Raw genomic sequence first — 17,595 nt, 5'->3', positions numbered from 1 at the left:
GTTCACTTCGTCCGAGCTTGATATGGTTCGAATTTGCCGAGCGGATACACCAGTGCCATCGTCCAACCAAAGACTAGATGGGTGAGCACGGCGACCGAAATCGGCAGATGTTCCGGGTTCACGATCCAATTGCCGCCGAACAGGGAAGGCTGCAACCAAGAGAGAATCAGATAGAAGTTGATGAGCCAAATCGCCAGCGCCACAACCGTGGCAATTGCTAGACGCTTGGCCAACCCACCCCCATTGGCAAAGCGGGTGAGGATGATTTGAAACGGGATGCCGAGAAACATGCCCGTGGCGATATACAGACAGCAACCGATGATCAGGATCAATCCATCAGGCAGCGGCTCGAGTGCTCGTTCGCCGAGCCCAAATGTGAGATAGACCTTGATGAGTTGCAGCGGATGCTGATCCGGCGCGCCGAACAGAACCGAACCAACCACGTTGAAGGCCAGGCTCACGAGCGCCGCGATCATACCCAGAAAGAAGCCAGCAGTTGCATAGTAGGTCAAGTAGAAGCCGCGGGACCACTCACGCGATGCCGGTGCTTCGCTTTCAACAGCTTCAGCTTCTAGCTGAGCAACGCGGCTGCGTAACTCGGTTAGCTCCTGCAAGATCGCATTGAGATTCTGTTCGGTCATGGCAAGTCGCTGCTGCGGAGAGAATGGATCTGGATTGCTGCGTGACAGGACGAAACTGCTACTCGCTGGGGGCCGCTGTTGGCTCGATGGGTTGAGCCTTCAACTGCTCGCGAATCTCGGTGTCGATCACATCCAGGGGCAAGGGCTGGCCACTTGCCACGCTGTTCACGAAGTGCGAAAGGTGCCAGATGGTATCGCTGCGTTGGGTCTCGGTTTCGCCTTTGTTTGCATCGGGCTGAGCGAAGGCGGGCATCGGAGTGCCATTGATGCCGGAATAGATGCGGCGATAGATATCGATCGGACGACCGCCGCCATGGAGCGTGCCTGTGGTAAGGTCCGCTGCACGGGCCACTCGGCCCCAGTCATCTTTGCCAATGTTTCCTGTCTTGATGCCGCGTCCATCGCGTCCGTGGCACTTATAACAATTGAGTTGCACAAAGGCCTTCGCTCCCGCAGCAACCGTCTCTGGACTGGGAGAGATTTCCCGTGTTAGCGGCCGCACAATTTGTTGCTCGGCCTCATCCCACGAAGCAGCGATGCCTTGAGCCTGCTCGGCGACAAGCACGGGCACAATGTCGTCCTCTTCTGCCAGTTCTCCCTGCGCGACTTGCCCCAAGCGATACTCCAACTCGCCGCGAGAACTCAGCAGCATGACGTAGTCAATCACGGCTTCAAGATCATCGTCAGCCATCCAAGGAAATGAAGGCATGCTTGTTCCTTTCGCCCCGCGACGAAGGATACGCTGCAGATCAGTTCGCCGAGGCTTTACACCACGGGGAGTGCTGGTGAACTTGAACTTTCCCAAGCGATAGTCTCGGGGAGGTGGATCCAAGTACTTTGCTGCGGGCCCTTGGCCGTCGCCAGTCACACCGTGACAGCCGGCACACTGGTTGAGATAAACGGCCTGACCGTGTTGCAGGTGTCCCCGATCTTCGCGCTCAACGAGCTTCGGCGACGCTGCATCTGCCGGCTGCTCCTCAGCAGGCGCGACGGCGAGAAACCTCGGAAAGCGAGCCGTGCCAAAGTACTCCTCCAAGCTGGAACGAATCTGTTCTTGGTGCTTCTTTGGCAATTGCTGCAGATCATCGCGCGACGTGAACTTCAGTTCGACTGGCGCACCGCAGCCCGCGATGCACATGAATGCCATGCCAACGCACAAGGCGACCTTATCACTAACCGATGACATCGACGTTCACTCGCTCGATTCGAGAAATTGTTTACTGAGGCCGCTGCAAATCGCCCGTTGAATGATCGCTCTACTTCATCCTGAGTTGATGGCTGTCCCGCAAATGCACTTCCCGAGCCAAAGCAATCAAGGTTTGCAATCAAGCCCTTTTTGCCTTGCGAAACATTAGCGATGTGCATGCTCGTGCGGGACTTGCGCATCACCTAATGTGCGAAGCCGCCCGCGCGATCACCGAAAGCGTGCGGTTTGGACACATCGGACATTGCAGCTAAAGAAGACGATTCAGCAGATGAGCGGTTTTCCGCACACTACGACAGCGAAGAACCGATGCCGGAAAGAAAGGCGAAGTAGCGGTCAGGGCAGTTTGTCGACATCGACGTAAACGTAAGTGCCGTTATTGTCGCTGGCCAGGCGGCGCATGAAGTGATCGCTGTAGCCGATGCCTTGGCTGCCGCGACCGAAGTGGACGGTGTGAATGGTGGTGCGACCGCGGGCCTGTTCGCGCACGATTCTCAGTTGGCTGTTGTCCATGCCGGGATCGTCGCCGTCGGTGAGGAGAAAAATGACTTCAGGGCGCAACTTGAGCGCGGCAACAAGGGCCGCCGTGTGATTGGTGCTGCCGAAGGCCGGCAGGGCGAGCAAGTGATCAACGAGCTTCTGCTTGTTTTGGTCGGTGGCGGGAAGCCAGTGTGCACTGAGCTGCGCAGGAACCGCGTGGTACGTAATCAGCTGCACCCGTTGTTGCTCGTTAAGCGATTTCAGTTGCGTGGCAAACTCGCTGGCGGCGGAACGAATGGCACCGAGTCCTTGATCGCCCATGCTAGCCGATCGATCGATGAGCATGGCGAATGTTCGTCCCCGGGCGGGAGCACCAAAGAGCGTGAGTCCGCCGGGAGTGCCCGATTTGTCTTCGCCGGGGCCGCGGCCGCGAGCATCCTCCGCCAGGATCGCTGCTTCGTTCACGCCCGAGGGAAGATTCCGATTGGCACTCGCGACACCATCGACGCCCGGCAGAAAGCCTGTCGCAGGCAAGCCGATTCCATTGGTCGACGGCAACTGAACGGTAGTGGGCAACTTGCCTGCCGATTCTGCTGGCAGCGCCTCAGTGGCGGATAGTACTCCGCTGGCTGCTGCTGACGCAGCGCTGGCTGACGAGTTGTCCTTTTCGGGAGTGTCGCTGAGATACTCGACCTTCTGGTCGCCCGTTTTGTAGATGACGATATCGGTATGGCGCTCGGGTTCGGCGACAATCGCCAGTTGCCGCCCAGGGGCCAGCCAAACGACCATCAACAGCAGCGTGGCAAGATGGAAGCACAGGGAGATCAAAAGCGGCATCAGTCCGGCGACGGAAGCCCAGCGGTCGAGCCAGGTGACTCCTGCCGGTTCGTCTTCGATGGTGTTGGCAACTCCGCTCATGCTTTCTTCCCGCTGCCCCTTGCCGTTTCATTATCGAAGCCGAGCTGGCGCGGAGCAAGCTGGAAGTTGACGCGCCCAGGCAACCTAGGGCCCTGCGATTTTGTCGACCATTGCCACGGCAGATTGCTGTTTGGGGCACGATCGCAAACTGTCTATCTGCCGCTGGCAACAGGACTTGTTGTGAGATTTGCCCCTACGCCTTGCGTAATCGTTCGGGCGAGCGTCCGCCACAGCCGCAAAGTCGGACTACCCGCCCTAACGAGCCTGCCCTTGGAGTGGGCTCGTTGGTATAATTTTGCTGGTGTCGGGGACTGGGAGTGGCGGAACATGACCGTCGCGGCCTCCGTCAGAAGAATCGGTCGAGCTATGGCACGTAAAGAGAACATTGATCGGCTCCTACGAGATTGGCCGTATGATCCACAAGGGATCAGCGTCCGCAAGAAGAAGGGAGACGATGGGCGCGAAGTGCTGCAAATGCGTCTCGATCTCGGCTTGCTGCAACTCGAGGTGCAAGGTCGACCCGACGGGACGAAGCCCGAAGGGCAAGACACGTTCTACGAACATTTGAAAAAGAAGGCCGATGCCGAAGGCGAAACTTTTCAAATGTCGGAAGAAGAGTGCGAAGAAGCTGATCGAGAGTTTGTGCAGTATTATCATCGCCGCGTCTGCTGGCTCGCCCTGCGCGAATTCGAAAATGCCGTCGCCGATGCCGACCATACGCTCGGGCTGATGGACTTCTGTCGCGAGTTTTCTCCCGACGATCAGTGGACCCTGTCGCACGAGCAGTATCGGCCGTTCGTCTTGTTCCATCGCACGCAAGCAGCCGCACTGGCAGCCTTGGGCGAAGGTGGCGCGGAGGTTGCAGTCGAAGCCTTGAACCAGGGACTCGATCAGATCAAGAAGGTCTTTGCCGACTACGAAGCCGAAGAAGAGTACGACGAAGACGAACTCGTCACGCGACTAGTAGAACTGCGCGAGTCGCTGCGGCAACACTTTGGCGTCGGCCAAACGCTGCAGGAACGGCTGGAAGAAGCCGTCGCTTCCGAGAAGTACGAGTTGGCTGCGGAAATTCGCGATCAACTAGCCAAGCGGACGAATGCCCGATAGGGCTGAGCTTCAGCCTATCGACAATCAAGAAGCAGCAAAGCCCCATGAGGGAGGACACTCTAAGCTGAAGAGTGTCGAACCTCACGGGGCTTTGGACTCAATCCGTTGCTCGCAACCGCAGGCTTGCGCCCACGGCTACGAGGCTTTGATCTTTGCCGGAACGTCGCGGAATACCGCTGGCTCCTGTCTATAGCTTACTTCTTCACTTCGAACTCGCCTTCGATCACATCGTCGTCGCCCTTCTTCGGGGCTTCTGGCGAAGGACCACCTTCGGCACCGGCGTCGCCACCAGCAGCACCACTCTTTTCGTAAAGCATTTTGGTGAAGGCGTGTGAAGCGGCTTCGAGTTGCTCGATCGCAGACTTGATGGCTGCAGTGTCGGTACCCTTAGCTTTTTCTCGCGTGCTGTCGATCGCCTTCTGCAGCGGCTCTTTGTCGGAGTCTTGCAGTTTGTCAGCGTTCTCCTTCATCGTCTTTTCGAGCGAGTAGCACATGTTGTCGGCCTGGTTGCGCAAGGTCGCCAGTTCGAGCTTGTTCTTGTCGTCATCGGCATGAGCCTCGGCGTCGCGACGCATCTTTTCGATCTCGTCTTTCGACAAGCCCGAAGATTGCTCGATCCGCACGTTGGCCTGTTTGCCGGTTCCCATTTCGCGAGCCGAAACATCCAGAATGCCGTTCGCGTCGATATCGAACGTCACCTGAATGCGTGGCATACCACGAGGAGCCGGCGGAATGCCGTCCAAACTGAAGTCGCCCAGCAACCGGTTGTCGTTGGCCATCTTGCGTTCGCCCTGGAACACCTTCACCTGCACACCGGGTTGGTTATCGGCGGCCGTGCTGAATTCCTTCTGGGCCTTGAATGGGATGGTCGTGTTCTTCTCGACAATCGCCGTCATCACGCCACCTTCGGTTTCGATGCCGAGAGTCAACGGGGTAACGTCGAGCAGCAACACGTCTTTCCGCTCACCGGCGAGCACCGACGCTTGAATCGCAGCACCGACGGCGACCACTTCGTCCGGATTCACACCCTTGTGCGGATCCTTGCCGAAGAGGTCCTTCACCAGCTTTTGCACCTTCGGAACGCGGGTGCTACCGCCAACGAGTACAACCTCGTCGATTTCGCCTGGCTTCAGGTTGGCGTCCTTCATCGCCTGCAGCACCGGCTTGCGGCACCGCTCCACCAGCGAGTCGATCAGCTCTTCGAACTTCGAGCGGCTGATGGACATCTGCAAGTGTTTCGGCACCCCGTTGGCCATGGTGATGAACGGCAGGTTGATGTCGGTCGATTGCAGCGTGCTCAGTTCCTTCTTGGCTTTTTCGCAGGCTTCTTGCAGCCGCTGAAGAGCCATGGGGTCCTTACGCAGGTCGACGCCTTGTTCTTTTTGGAACTCACCAGCGACGTAGTGGATCAAGGCTTCGTCGAAGTCGTCACCACCGAGGTGAGTATCACCGTGGGTGCTGATGACCTGGAACAATTGCTTGCCGCCACCTTCGTCGTCGGTACCAACGACTTCCAATACGGAAACGTCGAACGTGCCACCACCGAGGTCGAAGACGACGATCTTCTCGTTCTTCTTCTTGTCGAGACCATACGCGAGTGCCGCTGCCGTCGGCTCGTTAATGATACGAGCGACTTCCAGACCCGCGATTTGGCCAGCGTCCTTGGTGGCTTGTCGCTGTGCATCGTTGAAGTACGCGGGAACCGTGATCACAGCCTTGTTCACTTTGTGGCCGAGATACGCTTCTGCTGCTTCCTTCAACTTGCGCAGGACGAGCGCCGAGATTTCTTGGGGGGTGTACTCTTTGTCGCCGATCTTGATTTTGACGTACTCTTGCGAGCCGCCGGTCACCTTGTAAGGGACCATCTTCTCTTCGGTTTCGACTTCCGAGTGACGCCGACCCATGAACCGCTTGACCGAGTAAACGGTCTTGGTGGGATTCGTCACCGCTTGCCGCTTGGCGGGTTCGCCAACTACGGTTTCGCCCTTATCCGTAAAACCAACGACGCTCGGCGTCAGGCGATTACCTTCCGCATTCGCAATCACCTTGGGTTCGCTACCCTCCATGATTGCCACTACCGAGTTCGTGGTTCCCAAATCGATGCCAATGATTTTTTCGCCAGCTGCCATAGTTGTGTGCCTCTTCAGAAAAGATGTGCAGGAACTGTTTTGAGGAATTTCAGTCGTTGGTCGCCGGCTTCGAGCTGACGGCCAGGATTTTGGTAAGGAAACTCGCCCGGGACAAATAAATGCCCAGGAAAGCGATAGCGGTCTAATGGCAAAGTGCATGCCGAAGTCAAGCGATCACTCAGCGACTGTTCATAACTCGTTCAGCTTCAATTAGTTGTGGCTTTACTTTTGGCTCTGCCTTTCGGCCGGCGCGCTCCCCCTGCACGTGTTCCTGCCAAATTGACACAAGCCCTTCCTCACCATCGGTTGGAGCAAACTACAATTGTCATTGTGGCAGTTTGATTTGGCGGTCGTACGATTCTGCTTGATCGCGGTTCCGTTGGTTGACACTCACCAGCTAGCTCATTACAAGTTGGTTCGCGGGAATGCTTTCGCAGCTTCGCCGGGCGAACGGTAGCGGACCTTCCATCCTCTCTTTGAATTACCCACTATGAGCAAGAAACAGTCCGCTGCAGGTCCCTCCGCGACCGCTGCCCGCAAGGAACTAGAACGGCTCGATCGGGAGCTGCTAAAGATTATCAACGAGCGTGCGCGCACCTGTCAAAAGCTGGCCAAGGCTCGTCAGCAGGAAGGTGGCCTGCTACACGACATGGCGGATGATCAGTCGGCGTTCGCCAAGCTGCTCGAAGCCAATAAAGGTCCACTCAACGAAGCGGGGCTGCGCAGTATCTGGCGCGAGATTCAGGGGCAAGCGCGCAGCATGATTCAGCCGCTGCGGATTGCCTATTTGGGTCCCAAGTACAGCTACAGCCATCTCGCCGGAATCGAGCGCTTTGGTGATTCGCTCGACCTGTTGCCGATGGCCACGATCAAAGCGGTCTTTGAAGCAGTGAATGTCGGGGAAGCCAACTACGGCATCGTGCCGATCGAAAACTCGACCGACGGTCGAGTGGTCGATACGCTCGATATGTTTGCGCGGGTGCCGCTGCAAATCACCGGCGAAGTGCAACTGAAGATTCATCATCAGCTATTGGGTAAGTGCACACGAGCGCAGATCACCGAGGTCTACAGCAAGCCGCAGGCACTTTCGCAGTGTCGCGAATGGCTCGCCAAGAACTTGCCGAATGTACGCACGGTCGAAATGACCAGCACCGCACTCGCTGCACAGATCGCCGCTGACAAGCCGGGTGCTGCCGCGGTGGCCAGTTATGAAGCAGGACTGAATTATGGCCTGAATGTGATCGACGCGAACATTGAAGACAACAAGTTTAATGTCACTCGCTTCGCGGTCATCGGCGGCGAAGCCCTTAAGCGAACGGGGCACGACAAGACAGCTCTCATGTTTGCAATTCCTCATAAGCCCGGTGCCTTGGCCGACGCGATGGCTGTCTTCAAGCGCGGCCGACTGAATATGACCTGGATTGAATCGTTCCCCATGCCGAACACCAAGAACGAGTATTTGTTCTTTGTGGAACTCGAAGGGCATCAAGGCGATTCCAAACTGAAGAGTGCCCTCGTGGCACTCGGGCGCAAGACCGACAAGCTGAATGTGCTGGGGTCGTACGCTCGCAGCCTACCACTGGAATAACCTCTCGGCTGCTGTCCCGCAGTGCTTTGAAAGTCAAGGATGATGCCGGGTGCAAACCGAGCTGAACATTTGTTGGACCAGAGCTATCGCCACTGCCGGCAAGTAGTACTGGCAGCGCGCTCGAACCTCGGCCGCGCTTTCTGGCTGCTGAAGCCCGCTCAGCGTCAAGGCATGGACGCGCTCTATGCTTTTGCTCGCCAGGCCGATGATCTAGTCGATAGCAACGCCTGTGAGACAGACCGCCGCGCCGCGCTGGCCGAGTTTCGCCACAATTTTGAGGCAGCACTGGCAGGCACACCGCCAGGAATGCTCTTTCCCGCCTTGATCGACACGATCGAGCGGTATCAGATTCCGCCGCAGCATTGCTTTGACCTGCTCGATGGCTGTGCGATGGATCTTGCGCCTCGGCGCTACGCAAATTGGGAAGAATTGCGGCAGTATTGCCTGCGGGTGGCATCGAGCGTGGGACTGGCCTGCTTGCGCATCTGGGGCTGCCAGGACGAGCGGGCTCTGCAGCCGGCGATCGACTGCGGGCTTGCCCTTCAGCTGACGAATATCTTGCGAGATATCCGCAGCGACGCGGAACTCGGTCGCATTTATCTGCCGCAAGACGAACTCGCACGTTTCGGCATCACAGACGCCGAACTGTTGGCAGGCAAAGAGGTGCCCGGGAGTGGTGAGTTGATTCGATTCCAAGTGGAGCGTGCCAAGCAGCTTTATGCTTCGGCGAAAACTGGCCAGCAGTTTGTTCCTGAGCCGGCCAAGCGGCTCTATTGGCTGATGCATCAAACATATGAGAAATTGCTGCTAAGAATCGAAGCCGATCCAACGGCCAGTTTGCGCAAGCGAGTGAAACTCACTCGCTCAACGCAACTCTGGCTGGCCGCCCGCGCGGTTCTGCGCTTGGTCTAGAGCGGTTGCATTTTAGGTCTGGCGGTAGCCACAGTGGTGGAAGTAGTTTCGGCACTCGGGTTCGGTGAAGAGTTCGAGCACCTGACCGCAGAGTTCCCCGAGCTTGTCGACGGTGCGGGCGGCACCATCGCGGAGTAGCTTTTTGAGCTTGGAGAACGCCAGCTCGATGGGATTGAGGTCGGGCGAGTACGGCGGCAAGTAGCGGAGTTCGGCTCCGACTGCGGCGATGGCTTCGCGGACTCCGGTGACCTTGTGGCTGGATAGATTGTCCATCACGACGATGTCGCCAGGTTGCAAGAGTGGGGCCAGTTCCTGCTCGACCCACGCGCGAAACAATGGGCCGTTGATCGGGCCTTCAATGGTGAGCGGAGCGATGAATCCCTCGGCTCGCAACGCGCCGAGAAACGTCGTGGTTTCCCAGCGACTGCAGGGCGTTTTTTCCTTCAGTCGGGTGCCGAGTAGCGAACGACCATAGGTCCGCGTCATGTTCGTTTTGGCACAAGTTTCATCGATAAACACGACTTTGGCTGGATCGATCTCACCTTGTGAGGCCCGCCATTGAACACGCTTCAAGGCGACGTCGGGGCGATCTTGTTCGCTGGCAATCAGCGTCTTTTTTTTCGCGATTGCTCGAGTTCATTGCAAGCATTGCACAAGGTCGACAGACAAGCTTCTTCGTTGAGTTCGGTCTTCAGTTCGGCTTGCAGTTCACGCAGATAAATGTCCGGCCGGTCGGTGATCTTCGCGAGCAACCACTCGCTCCAGGCATGCCACTTGGGAACACGCGGAGCTGCGATCTGCGGCGCGATCTTCCCCGTCTCGCGACGCTGCTGCTTGATCGAGCGAATCCACGATTCAGAAACTTTGAACCGCAAACCAATCGCCTTCGTACCTTCCTTCGTGTCAGCCTCGGCATCGCAGGCCGCCAACACCACAGCGCGAAATTCCGTCGGGTATGCAGACATCGAGCCAACTCCTTTAAGTTGGCCCCAACCTACCCCACCCGCCCAAATAGCGCCAGGCCTAGCATGAACTTGCTCTAGCCCGATAACCAGCAGCGTCTAGCATTGCGCGAGCCAACGATGATGAGCCACAACATATTCTTTCGAGAGTATCGCTGCGAACTTTCGGCCGCGTACCCTGTTGCAGGCAGCACGGAGCTCTTGAAACCGACTTTCGTCGAACAGTTGCAGGCTGCGGATGGCTTTCCGCGCGGCCTGAGCAGCAAGAATCATGTCTCCTGGATCATCGCCCGATTAACAGAGCTAAGCGCGGGCGGATTGATGTTTGACAATACTCACTTTGAAAGTGACGGCGGCGAATTCGGCTATCGGCTCAAAATTTTTGGTGCCGACGGTAAACTGCTTGGCTATTGGGGCATCATTTTTTGGCCTGATCGCATTCGGCTAATGGGGCACTCCACAAGCGACCTCGATGGCCAAACGCTAATTGTCGAAATGCTGACGGAATCCCCAGCGGAACTAGGAAAATGCGAAGTCACGATTCGCAACCCCGATGCTCGGACTAAGAAAACATTCGGTTGGAACGGCTATCAATTTGTGTAGCGTAAAATACTGTAGTCCACAAACAAGCAACGCGCAGATCCGCCAGGAACTGCGCGCGTGGTGATTTTGCCGCGAAAGGCCGCCGGAACATCGCGGAGTACCGCTTGTTGCCGGCCTACTGCCTACTACTTGCTGGCGCTAGGCTTCACTTCCTTCAACTTGTCCGTTAGGCCGGGCACATCTTTGTCGCCACTGGGCACGCTAAAGTCCGCTCCTTTAAAGGCTTCGCCGATTGGCTCGAAGCGCCCGCCCAGATTCTCTGCGAGAAAGGCTTCTTCGACGGCATAAAAGGCATAGCGATTTTCGGGACGTGAGAAACCGTGTCCTTCATCATGAAAGAGGACATAGGTCACGGGAATTTTCTTCTCGTTCATTGCCTTCACAATCTGATCGGCCTCGGGCTGCTTCACGCGCGGATCGTTGGCACCTTGACCAATCAGCAGCGGCTTCTTGATATTGTCAACAAAGAAGAGAGGCGAGCGCGACTCGAGAAACTTCTTGCCTTCTTCGGATTGGTGATCGCCCACGCGGACCTTCATCACAGGCATGAACGGCATCCAGTACGGAGGTGGATTGCTAAGCAGGGTGATGAGGCTGGACGGTCCAACCACGTCAACACCGCAGGCAAAGACATCGGGAGTAAAGGTTAAGCCGACGAGCGTCGCGTAGCCTCCGTAGCTGCCGCCGGAAATGGCCACCTTGTCCTTGATCGCGATCTTTTGTTCCACGGCCCAGTTCACCGCATCAATCAAATCGAGATGCATCTTGCCTGCCCATTCTTTATCGGCAGCATTGATGAACTCTTTGCCAAAGCCGGTTGAACCGCGATAGTTCACCGACAGCACCGCGTAACCGCGGTTGGCCAGCAGTTGATGCTCCGGATCGTAGCCCCAATCGTCGCGTGCCCAAGGTCCGCCGTGGACGTTTAGCACCATTGGCAATGGTTGATTCGGGCGGCCATCGCCATCAGGATCGCTCCACTTGGGCAGCGACAAATAGGCGACAAGGTCGAGACCATCGCGGCTCCGAATGACCTGTGGGTGCATCTTCACCAGCGGCAACTTTTCGAGTGCTGGATTGCTGGTGAATAGATAGGTGACCTTCCGCTCGGGAGCACGGTCGTAGATGTAAAATTTGACCGGGCCGTTATCCATGAGGTAGGCCACGGTCCAGCGAGTGTCGTCGAGCGTGCGGCCGGTGATTTGCAGCTCACCGTCGGCGATCGTCTTGAGATAGTCGAAGTCGGGCTGAATGGTTGGGTCGAGAATCTTCCATTCAGTGCGCGTGAAGGTGTAATTAACCGCTTGCACGTTCTTTTTGGTCGGATGGGCCAGGGCGCCGGAAATATCGGCGCGGGCATTTTCGGCCAGCAGTTCCGATTCGCCCGATTTGATCGTCATAAGCTTGAGCGCGGCTGTATTGCGGCCACGACTATCGAGCATGTAGAGCTTGTCGGCCTCTTTATTGAAGCCTACGGGCGAGGTCGTCATCGCATCGGTGACGCCAATTTCCATGAACGGCTTCCAGCCATCTTTGCCATCAGGTTGCAGGTAGACCTGGCCGCCAGTCGGCGAAAAATTCATCGCCAGTCGCACGTCGTAGTTGTCGTCGATCAAGAAGCCTGCGAAACCGGGGTTCTGCTTGACCAGCTTCTTCTCGGCGGTGGTGATATTGATGCGATAGATGTCGTGATAGTGCCGCTCGCCCCGGTCGTTGATTCCCACCAGGATTTCTTCGGGAAAGTTCTCGCTGAAGCCTTCAATCTGGCCGGCGATCTTTTCGATCGGCGTTAGATCGGTGATTTTGCCGGTCGAGACGTCGATGGCGTAGACGTGATTGTCCTCATCACCATTTTTGTCTTGCGTGTAGAGAATGTGCTTGTTGGTGTAGGCCCACATGTAGTTGACGACGCCGCGATGCTTGTCGAAGGTAATCGGCTTGGCATTGGCGGGTTTATCGTCGGGGCTGGCCCAGACATTCAGCACGCCTTCAACCGGGGCGACAAAAGCGAGTCGCTTGCCGTCATGGCTCAGGCGAGCTCTGGCCTTCTCGGGATTGCCGAAGAACTTCGCTCGCGGAATGAGCGGAACGTCGGCGACCCCTTGGGCCAAAGCAGTTTGCGTGGTTGTCATTTCTGAACCGAGTGCAGCCAAGAACAGTGGCAGCGCAATGAGAAGCCAACGACGCGACATGATGCCATCCCTCCGTGATTGTGAAAAGTTATCGCTGTTGGCTGACAGCATAACGCAGGCACTTGCTTCGAACTACCTGGGAGCACGTGGCGTGATGGCCTCGTGTCGTATCTTGCGTCGTTCGTGTCTACAAAGTCGACTCGCCGCAGGTCGGTGAGAGGTGCAACGAGAAAGAAGTGTTGCAAAATCGCGATGAATTCAGCTGCAAGACATTTTTCACTCGCTGGTACACCGATTGCTTAATGAGGAGATGCAATGGTGACAAAAGCTGATCGCCTTCATTAGATCAGCGCAACTCGAATCTGGCGGGGCACCCGTCCGGTGCAGATGTCGTTTCGACGATATCGGCCGGACGGTGCCCTTTTTTCGTTTGAATCGGTTAAACAGCCAGCGGTTGTTCTTCGAAATATTGCACCAGCGATTTTGCCGGTGCGGTGAGCTTCAACACCGGCGCAAACTCCGTGAACTCTTTGTCAACGAGTCCGAGGGTTTGAGCGGGATCGCTACCAGGACCGGCAATCTTGGTAAAGGCGCTGACGAAGGCTTCTCGCTCGGTCCAAACTTTATCGCTGGCGGCGGGCAATGACGAAGACAAAGCAACCGCCAAGGCACCGATGTCTTTGCTGTCGGCGGCCAGCAACTGATTCAATTGCGTGTGGCTTTCAATCAGGCGGGCAAAGTCTTCCGGCAAGCTCCAACTGCGAGCCATCACCGCGGCTGCGTTGGCGTGCGTCCAGCCATATTTGGCTTGCTCCAAATCGCTCAAACGAGTGCAGCCATTGTTACGGCCTTCGAGCAGGGTGAGATACTGCGAAGGTAGTTCCTTGGCGAGCAAAGGGACGGCCATATCTTGCAACAGGGCCGCTGCGAACAGATCTTCGGCTTCCTTCCATCCCTTCAGTTTCCCAAAGGCTCGGGCGAAGAGACCACGACGGAGCGAGTCTTGCCACAGGCTCTTCAGATCGAAAGGACCGCATTTCGGATTTGGCATCAAGCTGAATACCGCACTCCACAGGGCGAAGTTCTTGATGGTGCGAATGCCCACGAGCGTAATCGCGAGTTTGATGCTCGAAATCTCGCGTGAAAAACCGAAGTACGACGAGTTTACGAATTTCAGAACCTGGCCGGTGAGACCTGGGTCAGCTTCGATGGGCACTGCGAACTCTGCAGGGCCGTTATCCAGGTTCTGTGAAAGCTCAAGTAGACGGATCGCACTCTGTGGCAGTGCCGGCAATTGGGCGCTACCAAGGAGTTCCTTCAAACTGGGTGTTTGGTTCGACATGAGGGTTCGCTTTTCGCTGCGGGGCCAGCATTGATAAAGTGAGGTGTGCGGCGCAATCACCCGACTCGCAACTCGCGGCCGGATACGTCAACGCTCGCTCAAACTTAGGTCGACTCCGGCTCCGGTCAAATGGGAAAGAAGCGAATCGAGTCGGGTATTCGCCTGATCTGACTAAGTTAGTCCTCCCCGAAGCGGGTAATCCCGTTTTCGCGGTGTGGCGAGTCTGCAACACGAGGCAACGATGCCAACGACGTTGTTGTTCTTCCGCAACAAGCGAGCAGTTCCGATTTTGCCGACACAAGGCGTAAGCCGCGCACCGTTCGACGCTTACGAACAGCGCTCAGCAAGCACGCGGAACTGGGCACAGTGGCTGCAATGAGTGGGTCAGGCTCCTGCCAGCCAGACCAAGGGTGATTCTGCCGGATCATCGCTGGTCTTGGCTGGCCGGAGACCTTTCTTCGCCACGCACCACGAGAATCGGCATGATCGCTACCAGCCGCAACTTTCTTCCGCTGATGCGAGTTGCCTCGTTCGCAATTGTGATCTGGGCGGTTGGTTGCGCAATCCAAGCCAATGAGGCAGACGACGACGGTTGGCGTCGCACCAAGGACGGCTGGGAGCGAATGTCGAGTTGGAATCTTGGCTCGCGCATGTTGCCGGCCAATCGCACTGTACTCAAGGCTCGGGCAACCGGCCCATCCTGGGATGTTCATCCCGCCTTCGTTGCGACGGGCCTTCTCATCTTGGCCACCACTTGCTTGACCATATCGCCGGCGATCAATAAGAGAGCCTAAGCGAAACTTCAATCGCTCGATGAAGATTGGGTTCAGTTTCTTCGCGACTGGTAGGCTGGCGCGCACGCGCCGGATAAGATGTGCGAGTCTGACTGGGCGGTGAAGTCCATCACCTTCTTTGTCTTGAATCCTCTTTGCCTTGATACCAAGGAGTTTCGTCATGGCTCGCCTCTCTCGCCGTAGCATGTTGGCCGCCAGCGCTGCCTGGGCAATTTCCCCAGCGATGATCGCCTGGGGGCAGGCACCCGCCACGAAGACTCCGGAAGCAAAGCCCAAAGCTCCGAAGGCCGATCCCTATGTCGATGCCGTCTTTGTGAAGGGCGAGCCAGAGAAAACCGCCAAGGGCGCATTCACGATTGCAGTGCTACCCGACACGCAGCACTACAGCGAAAAGTACCCAGAGAATTATCTAGCGCAGACGAATTGGATCGTCGAGAATCGCCGCGACCGTAACATCGCGGCAGTGCTACATCTCGGGGACATCACCAATCACAACTCTGCCGCTGAGTGGGAGAACGCCGTCAAAGCGATGGACGTACTGAACGACCAGGTTCCCTACGCGATGGTCCCAGGCAATCACGACTACAGCGCTGGTGGTGGTTGCAAAGATCGTAGCACGCTACTGAACGAGTACTTTCCCATCGCCAAGCTCAAATCGCAGAAATCGCTTGACTGCGTTTATGACAAAGAACCCGATCGCGTCGAAAACAGTGCGCACCTGTTCTCCGCGGCCGGCATGGACTTCGTCGTCATTGGGCTTGAGTTTGGTCCTCGCAAAGATGTAGTGCGCTGGGCCAACGAAGTGGCGGCGAAGCACAAGAACCGCGCGGCGATTCTGATCACCCACGCATACATGTACTACGACGAAACCCGCTACGACTGGAAAAAGTACGGCACCAAGCAAACTTGGAATCCGCACAACTACGCAGTGGCGAAAGCTACCAGTGATGACGTAAGCGATGGCGAAGAGCTGTGGCAAAACCTTGTCAGCAAACACGAGAATTTCATCTGCACGCTCAATGGCCACGTACTTAATGATGGTCTCGGTCAGATTACCACCAAGACACCCGCTGGGCGGGCGATACCGCAAATGCTCGTCAACTTTCAGATGAAACCCAAGGGTGGCGATGGCTGGTTGCGGTTAATGGAGTTCAGCGCTGATGGTCGCCAAGTAAAGGTCGTGGACTATTCGCCCACGCGCAACGAGCGAAATGAATCGGCGCAGAACAAGTTTGCCTTCACCGTCGCTGCACCTGGCAAGGCGTAGACTGCATTACTCTCACTCGTTGTGGCTTTATCCACTTGTTGATTACGGAAGGTCGGCCGATGCGTCGTTTCTTGAAGCTGCTGTTTTTGACATCGCTGGTCTTTGGTTGTTTGAGTACTCAACAAGCTGGCCACGCAGCGAATCGCGACCGCCACGTCATCGTCGTGTGCATCGATGGTTTGGCTGCATTCTTGCTCGACGACCCCAAAGCTCCGATTCCCACAGCTCGATTGCTAGCGCGGAATGGAACCATCGCAGAGAACGGAATGAAGGTTTCGAATCCTTCCGTCACCTGGCCCAATCACACCTCGATTGTTACCGGCGTACGTCCCGAAAAGCATGGAGTGCTGGCCAATGGCGTGCTTGTTCGCGGTGCTGTGGGTTTGCCAACAACCGTGGACCCGAAGCGCGATCAGAAGGATTTGGTTCGTGCCGCCACCATCTTTGATGCGGCACATGCCGCCGGGCTGACGACGGGCGAGATCAATTGGCCCTGTACTCGCGGTTCGAAAACTCTGGGCGACAGTTTTTCGGATGTTCCCGAACAAGTGGTGCATATGACGCCGCGCCTGCGGACGGAACTCGTCGAAAAGGGAATCTTGATTGACGAAACCCAGGCTTCGTTTGCCGCCAATAGTGTCGTCGGGCGGGATTTGGTTTGGACCGATGCGACTTGCCACGTGATCCGTACACGAAAACCGAATCTGCTGTTTGTGCATCTGCTCAATTGCGACGCGACCCATCATGCACTGGGGGCGCAAACGCCCGCCGGCTATACCGCCAATGCCTATGCCGATGCTTGTCTCGCCAAAATCGTGGCAGCTACGAAAGAATCCGGCATTTTTGAGAAGACGACTTTCATTTTGGTTGCCGATCATGGCTTCACCACCACGCCCAAAGCAATCCGGCCCAATGTCATTTTGCGGCAGCAAGGCCTGCTCAGCACAACGGCCGGCAAGATCAGCGATGCTCGCGCGCACGTCTTTCCTGAAGGAGGCATCGGCCTCATTTATTGCACCGATCCCGCGCAAGCTCCTGCTGACCGGGAAAAGGTGAAAGAACTACTGAGTGGCCAAGAAGGTGTCGCCGAAATTCTTTTCCCGGAAAGATTTGCCGAGTACGGCCTGCCACATCCACGAGAATACAATCAGGCTCCCGATGCGGTCTTGGTGGCCAAAGATGGCTACGCGGTTTCTGGCTCTGCAGAAGGGGAGACTTTCGTCACCACAAATATCGAAGCCAAGACATCGCTCGGGTCACATGGCTTCATCTCGACAATGCCGAAAATGAACGCGATCTGCGTCCTTAGTGGCAACAGCATTCAACCAGGTATCAAGCTGCCGGATGTCGAGAATATTGATCTGGCTCCGACAATCGCTCAGCTACTTGGCATCCAGAACTTTCCTGCCGATGGAAAGGTGCTGAGCAAAGCGATTCGCGAATAACACCGTTCGTTACCAACAAAAACACCACTGCTGAACGATCAGCAGTGGTGTTACGTTTGTTTGCGGCTCCG

Annotated in this window: 15 protein-coding genes; 7 read left to right on the top strand and 8 right to left on the bottom strand. The window is 56.6% G+C overall.

The window, feature by feature from the left end:
• Window positions 1-2: 2 nt before the first annotated feature.
• The 3 genes from NA78x_RS19095 to NA78x_RS19085 form a co-directional block, all read right to left on the bottom strand.
• Window positions 3-641 (bottom strand): hypothetical protein, encoded by a 639-nt coding sequence (locus NA78x_RS19095; protein ID WP_425613970.1) that lies wholly within the window; start codon window positions 639-641, stop codon window positions 3-5.
• A 58-nt stretch (window positions 642-699) separates the two neighbouring features.
• The gene (locus NA78x_RS19090; protein ID WP_425613969.1) at window positions 700-1,827 is read right to left on the bottom strand and encodes a c-type cytochrome; all 1,128 of its coding nucleotides are present in this window, start codon (window positions 1,825-1,827) and stop codon (window positions 700-702) included.
• Window positions 1,828-2,181: 354 nt separating this feature from the next.
• Window positions 2,182-3,243, bottom strand: a complete 1,062-nt coding sequence (locus NA78x_RS19085) for a VWA domain-containing protein (protein ID WP_425613968.1) — start codon at window positions 3,241-3,243, stop codon at window positions 2,182-2,184.
• A 366-nt stretch (window positions 3,244-3,609) separates the two neighbouring features.
• Between NA78x_RS19085 and NA78x_RS19080 the strand changes: the two genes are divergently transcribed.
• Window positions 3,610-4,350, top strand: a complete 741-nt coding sequence (locus tag NA78x_RS19080) for a UvrB/UvrC motif-containing protein (protein WP_425613967.1) — start codon at window positions 3,610-3,612, stop codon at window positions 4,348-4,350.
• Window positions 4,351-4,544: 194 nt separating this feature from the next.
• Here NA78x_RS19080 and dnaK read toward each other — a convergent pair whose 3' ends face one another.
• The gene (dnaK, locus tag NA78x_RS19075; protein WP_425613966.1) at window positions 4,545-6,479 is read right to left on the bottom strand and encodes a molecular chaperone DnaK; all 1,935 of its coding nucleotides are present in this window, start codon (window positions 6,477-6,479) and stop codon (window positions 4,545-4,547) included.
• Between the two features lie 490 nt (window positions 6,480-6,969).
• Between dnaK and pheA the strand changes: the two genes are divergently transcribed.
• Both pheA and NA78x_RS19065 read left to right on the top strand, forming a co-directional pair.
• On the top strand, window positions 6,970-8,067 hold the full coding sequence (pheA, locus tag NA78x_RS19070) for a prephenate dehydratase (protein ID WP_425613965.1): 1,098 nt from the start codon (window positions 6,970-6,972) through the stop codon (window positions 8,065-8,067).
• A gap of 39 nt (window positions 8,068-8,106) precedes the next feature.
• The gene (locus tag NA78x_RS19065; RefSeq protein ID WP_425613964.1) at window positions 8,107-8,979 is read left to right on the top strand and encodes a phytoene/squalene synthase family protein; all 873 of its coding nucleotides are present in this window, start codon (window positions 8,107-8,109) and stop codon (window positions 8,977-8,979) included.
• 12 nt (window positions 8,980-8,991) lie between these two features.
• On the opposite strand, the gene NA78x_RS19060 is transcribed toward NA78x_RS19065, so the two are convergent.
• Together NA78x_RS19060 and NA78x_RS19055 are read right to left on the bottom strand one after the other, a co-directional pair.
• Window positions 8,992-9,552: an IS630 family transposase gene (locus NA78x_RS19060; RefSeq protein WP_425613963.1), complete on the bottom strand. Its 561-nt coding sequence runs from the start codon at window positions 9,550-9,552 to the stop codon at window positions 8,992-8,994.
• A 32-nt stretch (window positions 9,553-9,584) separates the two neighbouring features.
• Complete coding sequence (locus NA78x_RS19055; protein WP_425613962.1) at window positions 9,585-9,944, bottom strand: hypothetical protein; 360 nt, start codon at window positions 9,942-9,944, stop codon at window positions 9,585-9,587.
• A gap of 198 nt (window positions 9,945-10,142) precedes the next feature.
• Between NA78x_RS19055 and NA78x_RS19050 the strand changes: the two genes are divergently transcribed.
• Window positions 10,143-10,544 (top strand): hypothetical protein, encoded by a 402-nt coding sequence (locus NA78x_RS19050; RefSeq protein WP_425613961.1) that lies wholly within the window; start codon window positions 10,143-10,145, stop codon window positions 10,542-10,544.
• Between the two features lie 125 nt (window positions 10,545-10,669).
• On the opposite strand, the gene NA78x_RS19045 is transcribed toward NA78x_RS19050, so the two are convergent.
• Together NA78x_RS19045 and NA78x_RS19040 are read right to left on the bottom strand one after the other, a co-directional pair.
• Window positions 10,670-12,736 carry a prolyl oligopeptidase family serine peptidase gene (locus tag NA78x_RS19045; RefSeq protein WP_425613960.1) on the bottom strand — a complete coding sequence of 689 codons (2,067 nt, stop codon included), beginning with the start codon at window positions 12,734-12,736 and terminating at the stop codon, window positions 10,670-10,672.
• 379 nt (window positions 12,737-13,115) lie between these two features.
• On the bottom strand, window positions 13,116-14,018 hold the full coding sequence (locus tag NA78x_RS19040) for an HDOD domain-containing protein (protein WP_425613959.1): 903 nt from the start codon (window positions 14,016-14,018) through the stop codon (window positions 13,116-13,118).
• Window positions 14,019-14,500: 482 nt separating this feature from the next.
• Between NA78x_RS19040 and NA78x_RS19035 the strand changes: the two genes are divergently transcribed.
• The 3 genes from NA78x_RS19035 (at window position 14,501) to NA78x_RS19025 (ending at window position 17,524) form a co-directional block, all read left to right on the top strand.
• Complete coding sequence (locus NA78x_RS19035; RefSeq protein WP_425613958.1) at window positions 14,501-14,812, top strand: hypothetical protein; 312 nt, start codon at window positions 14,501-14,503, stop codon at window positions 14,810-14,812.
• Between the two features lie 160 nt (window positions 14,813-14,972).
• On the top strand, window positions 14,973-16,079 hold the full coding sequence (locus tag NA78x_RS19030; protein WP_425613957.1) for a metallophosphoesterase: 1,107 nt from the start codon (window positions 14,973-14,975) through the stop codon (window positions 16,077-16,079).
• Window positions 16,080-16,138: 59 nt separating this feature from the next.
• A complete protein-coding gene (locus NA78x_RS19025; protein WP_425613956.1) occupies window positions 16,139-17,524 on the top strand; it encodes an alkaline phosphatase family protein in 1,386 nt (461 codons plus the stop codon).
• Window positions 17,525-17,595 lie beyond the last annotated feature (71 nt).

It is taken from the genome of Anatilimnocola aquadivae, assembly GCF_049819085.1.
Classification (GTDB): Bacteria; Planctomycetota; Planctomycetia; order Pirellulales; family Pirellulaceae; genus Anatilimnocola.
Note: the sequence above shows the minus strand (reverse complement) of the source record. Positions and strands in the feature narration are given on the sequence as shown.

Coding starts and splice junctions, on each gene's coding strand:
- NA78x_RS19035 (WP_425613958.1), top strand. CDS start 14,501: ATGATCGCTACCAGCCGCAACTTTCTTCCGCTGATGCGAGTTGCCTCG.
- NA78x_RS19080 (WP_425613967.1), top strand. CDS start 3,610: ATGGCACGTAAAGAGAACATTGATCGGCTCCTACGAGATTGGCCGTAT.
- NA78x_RS19040 (WP_425613959.1), bottom strand. CDS start 14,018: ATGTCGAACCAAACACCCAGTTTGAAGGAACTCCTTGGTAGCGCCCAA.
- NA78x_RS19095 (WP_425613970.1), bottom strand. CDS start 641: ATGACCGAACAGAATCTCAATGCGATCTTGCAGGAGCTAACCGAGTTA.
- NA78x_RS19085 (WP_425613968.1), bottom strand. CDS start 3,243: ATGAGCGGAGTTGCCAACACCATCGAAGACGAACCGGCAGGAGTCACC.
- NA78x_RS19045 (WP_425613960.1), bottom strand. CDS start 12,736: ATGTCGCGTCGTTGGCTTCTCATTGCGCTGCCACTGTTCTTGGCTGCA.
- NA78x_RS19025 (WP_425613956.1), top strand. CDS start 16,139: ATGCGTCGTTTCTTGAAGCTGCTGTTTTTGACATCGCTGGTCTTTGGT.
- NA78x_RS19065 (WP_425613964.1), top strand. CDS start 8,107: ATGATGCCGGGTGCAAACCGAGCTGAACATTTGTTGGACCAGAGCTAT.
- NA78x_RS19030 (WP_425613957.1), top strand. CDS start 14,973: ATGGCTCGCCTCTCTCGCCGTAGCATGTTGGCCGCCAGCGCTGCCTGG.
- pheA (WP_425613965.1), top strand. CDS start 6,970: ATGAGCAAGAAACAGTCCGCTGCAGGTCCCTCCGCGACCGCTGCCCGC.
- dnaK (WP_425613966.1), bottom strand. CDS start 6,479: ATGGCAGCTGGCGAAAAAATCATTGGCATCGATTTGGGAACCACGAAC.
- NA78x_RS19055 (WP_425613962.1), bottom strand. CDS start 9,944: ATGTCTGCATACCCGACGGAATTTCGCGCTGTGGTGTTGGCGGCCTGC.
- NA78x_RS19090 (WP_425613969.1), bottom strand. CDS start 1,827: ATGTCATCGGTTAGTGATAAGGTCGCCTTGTGCGTTGGCATGGCATTC.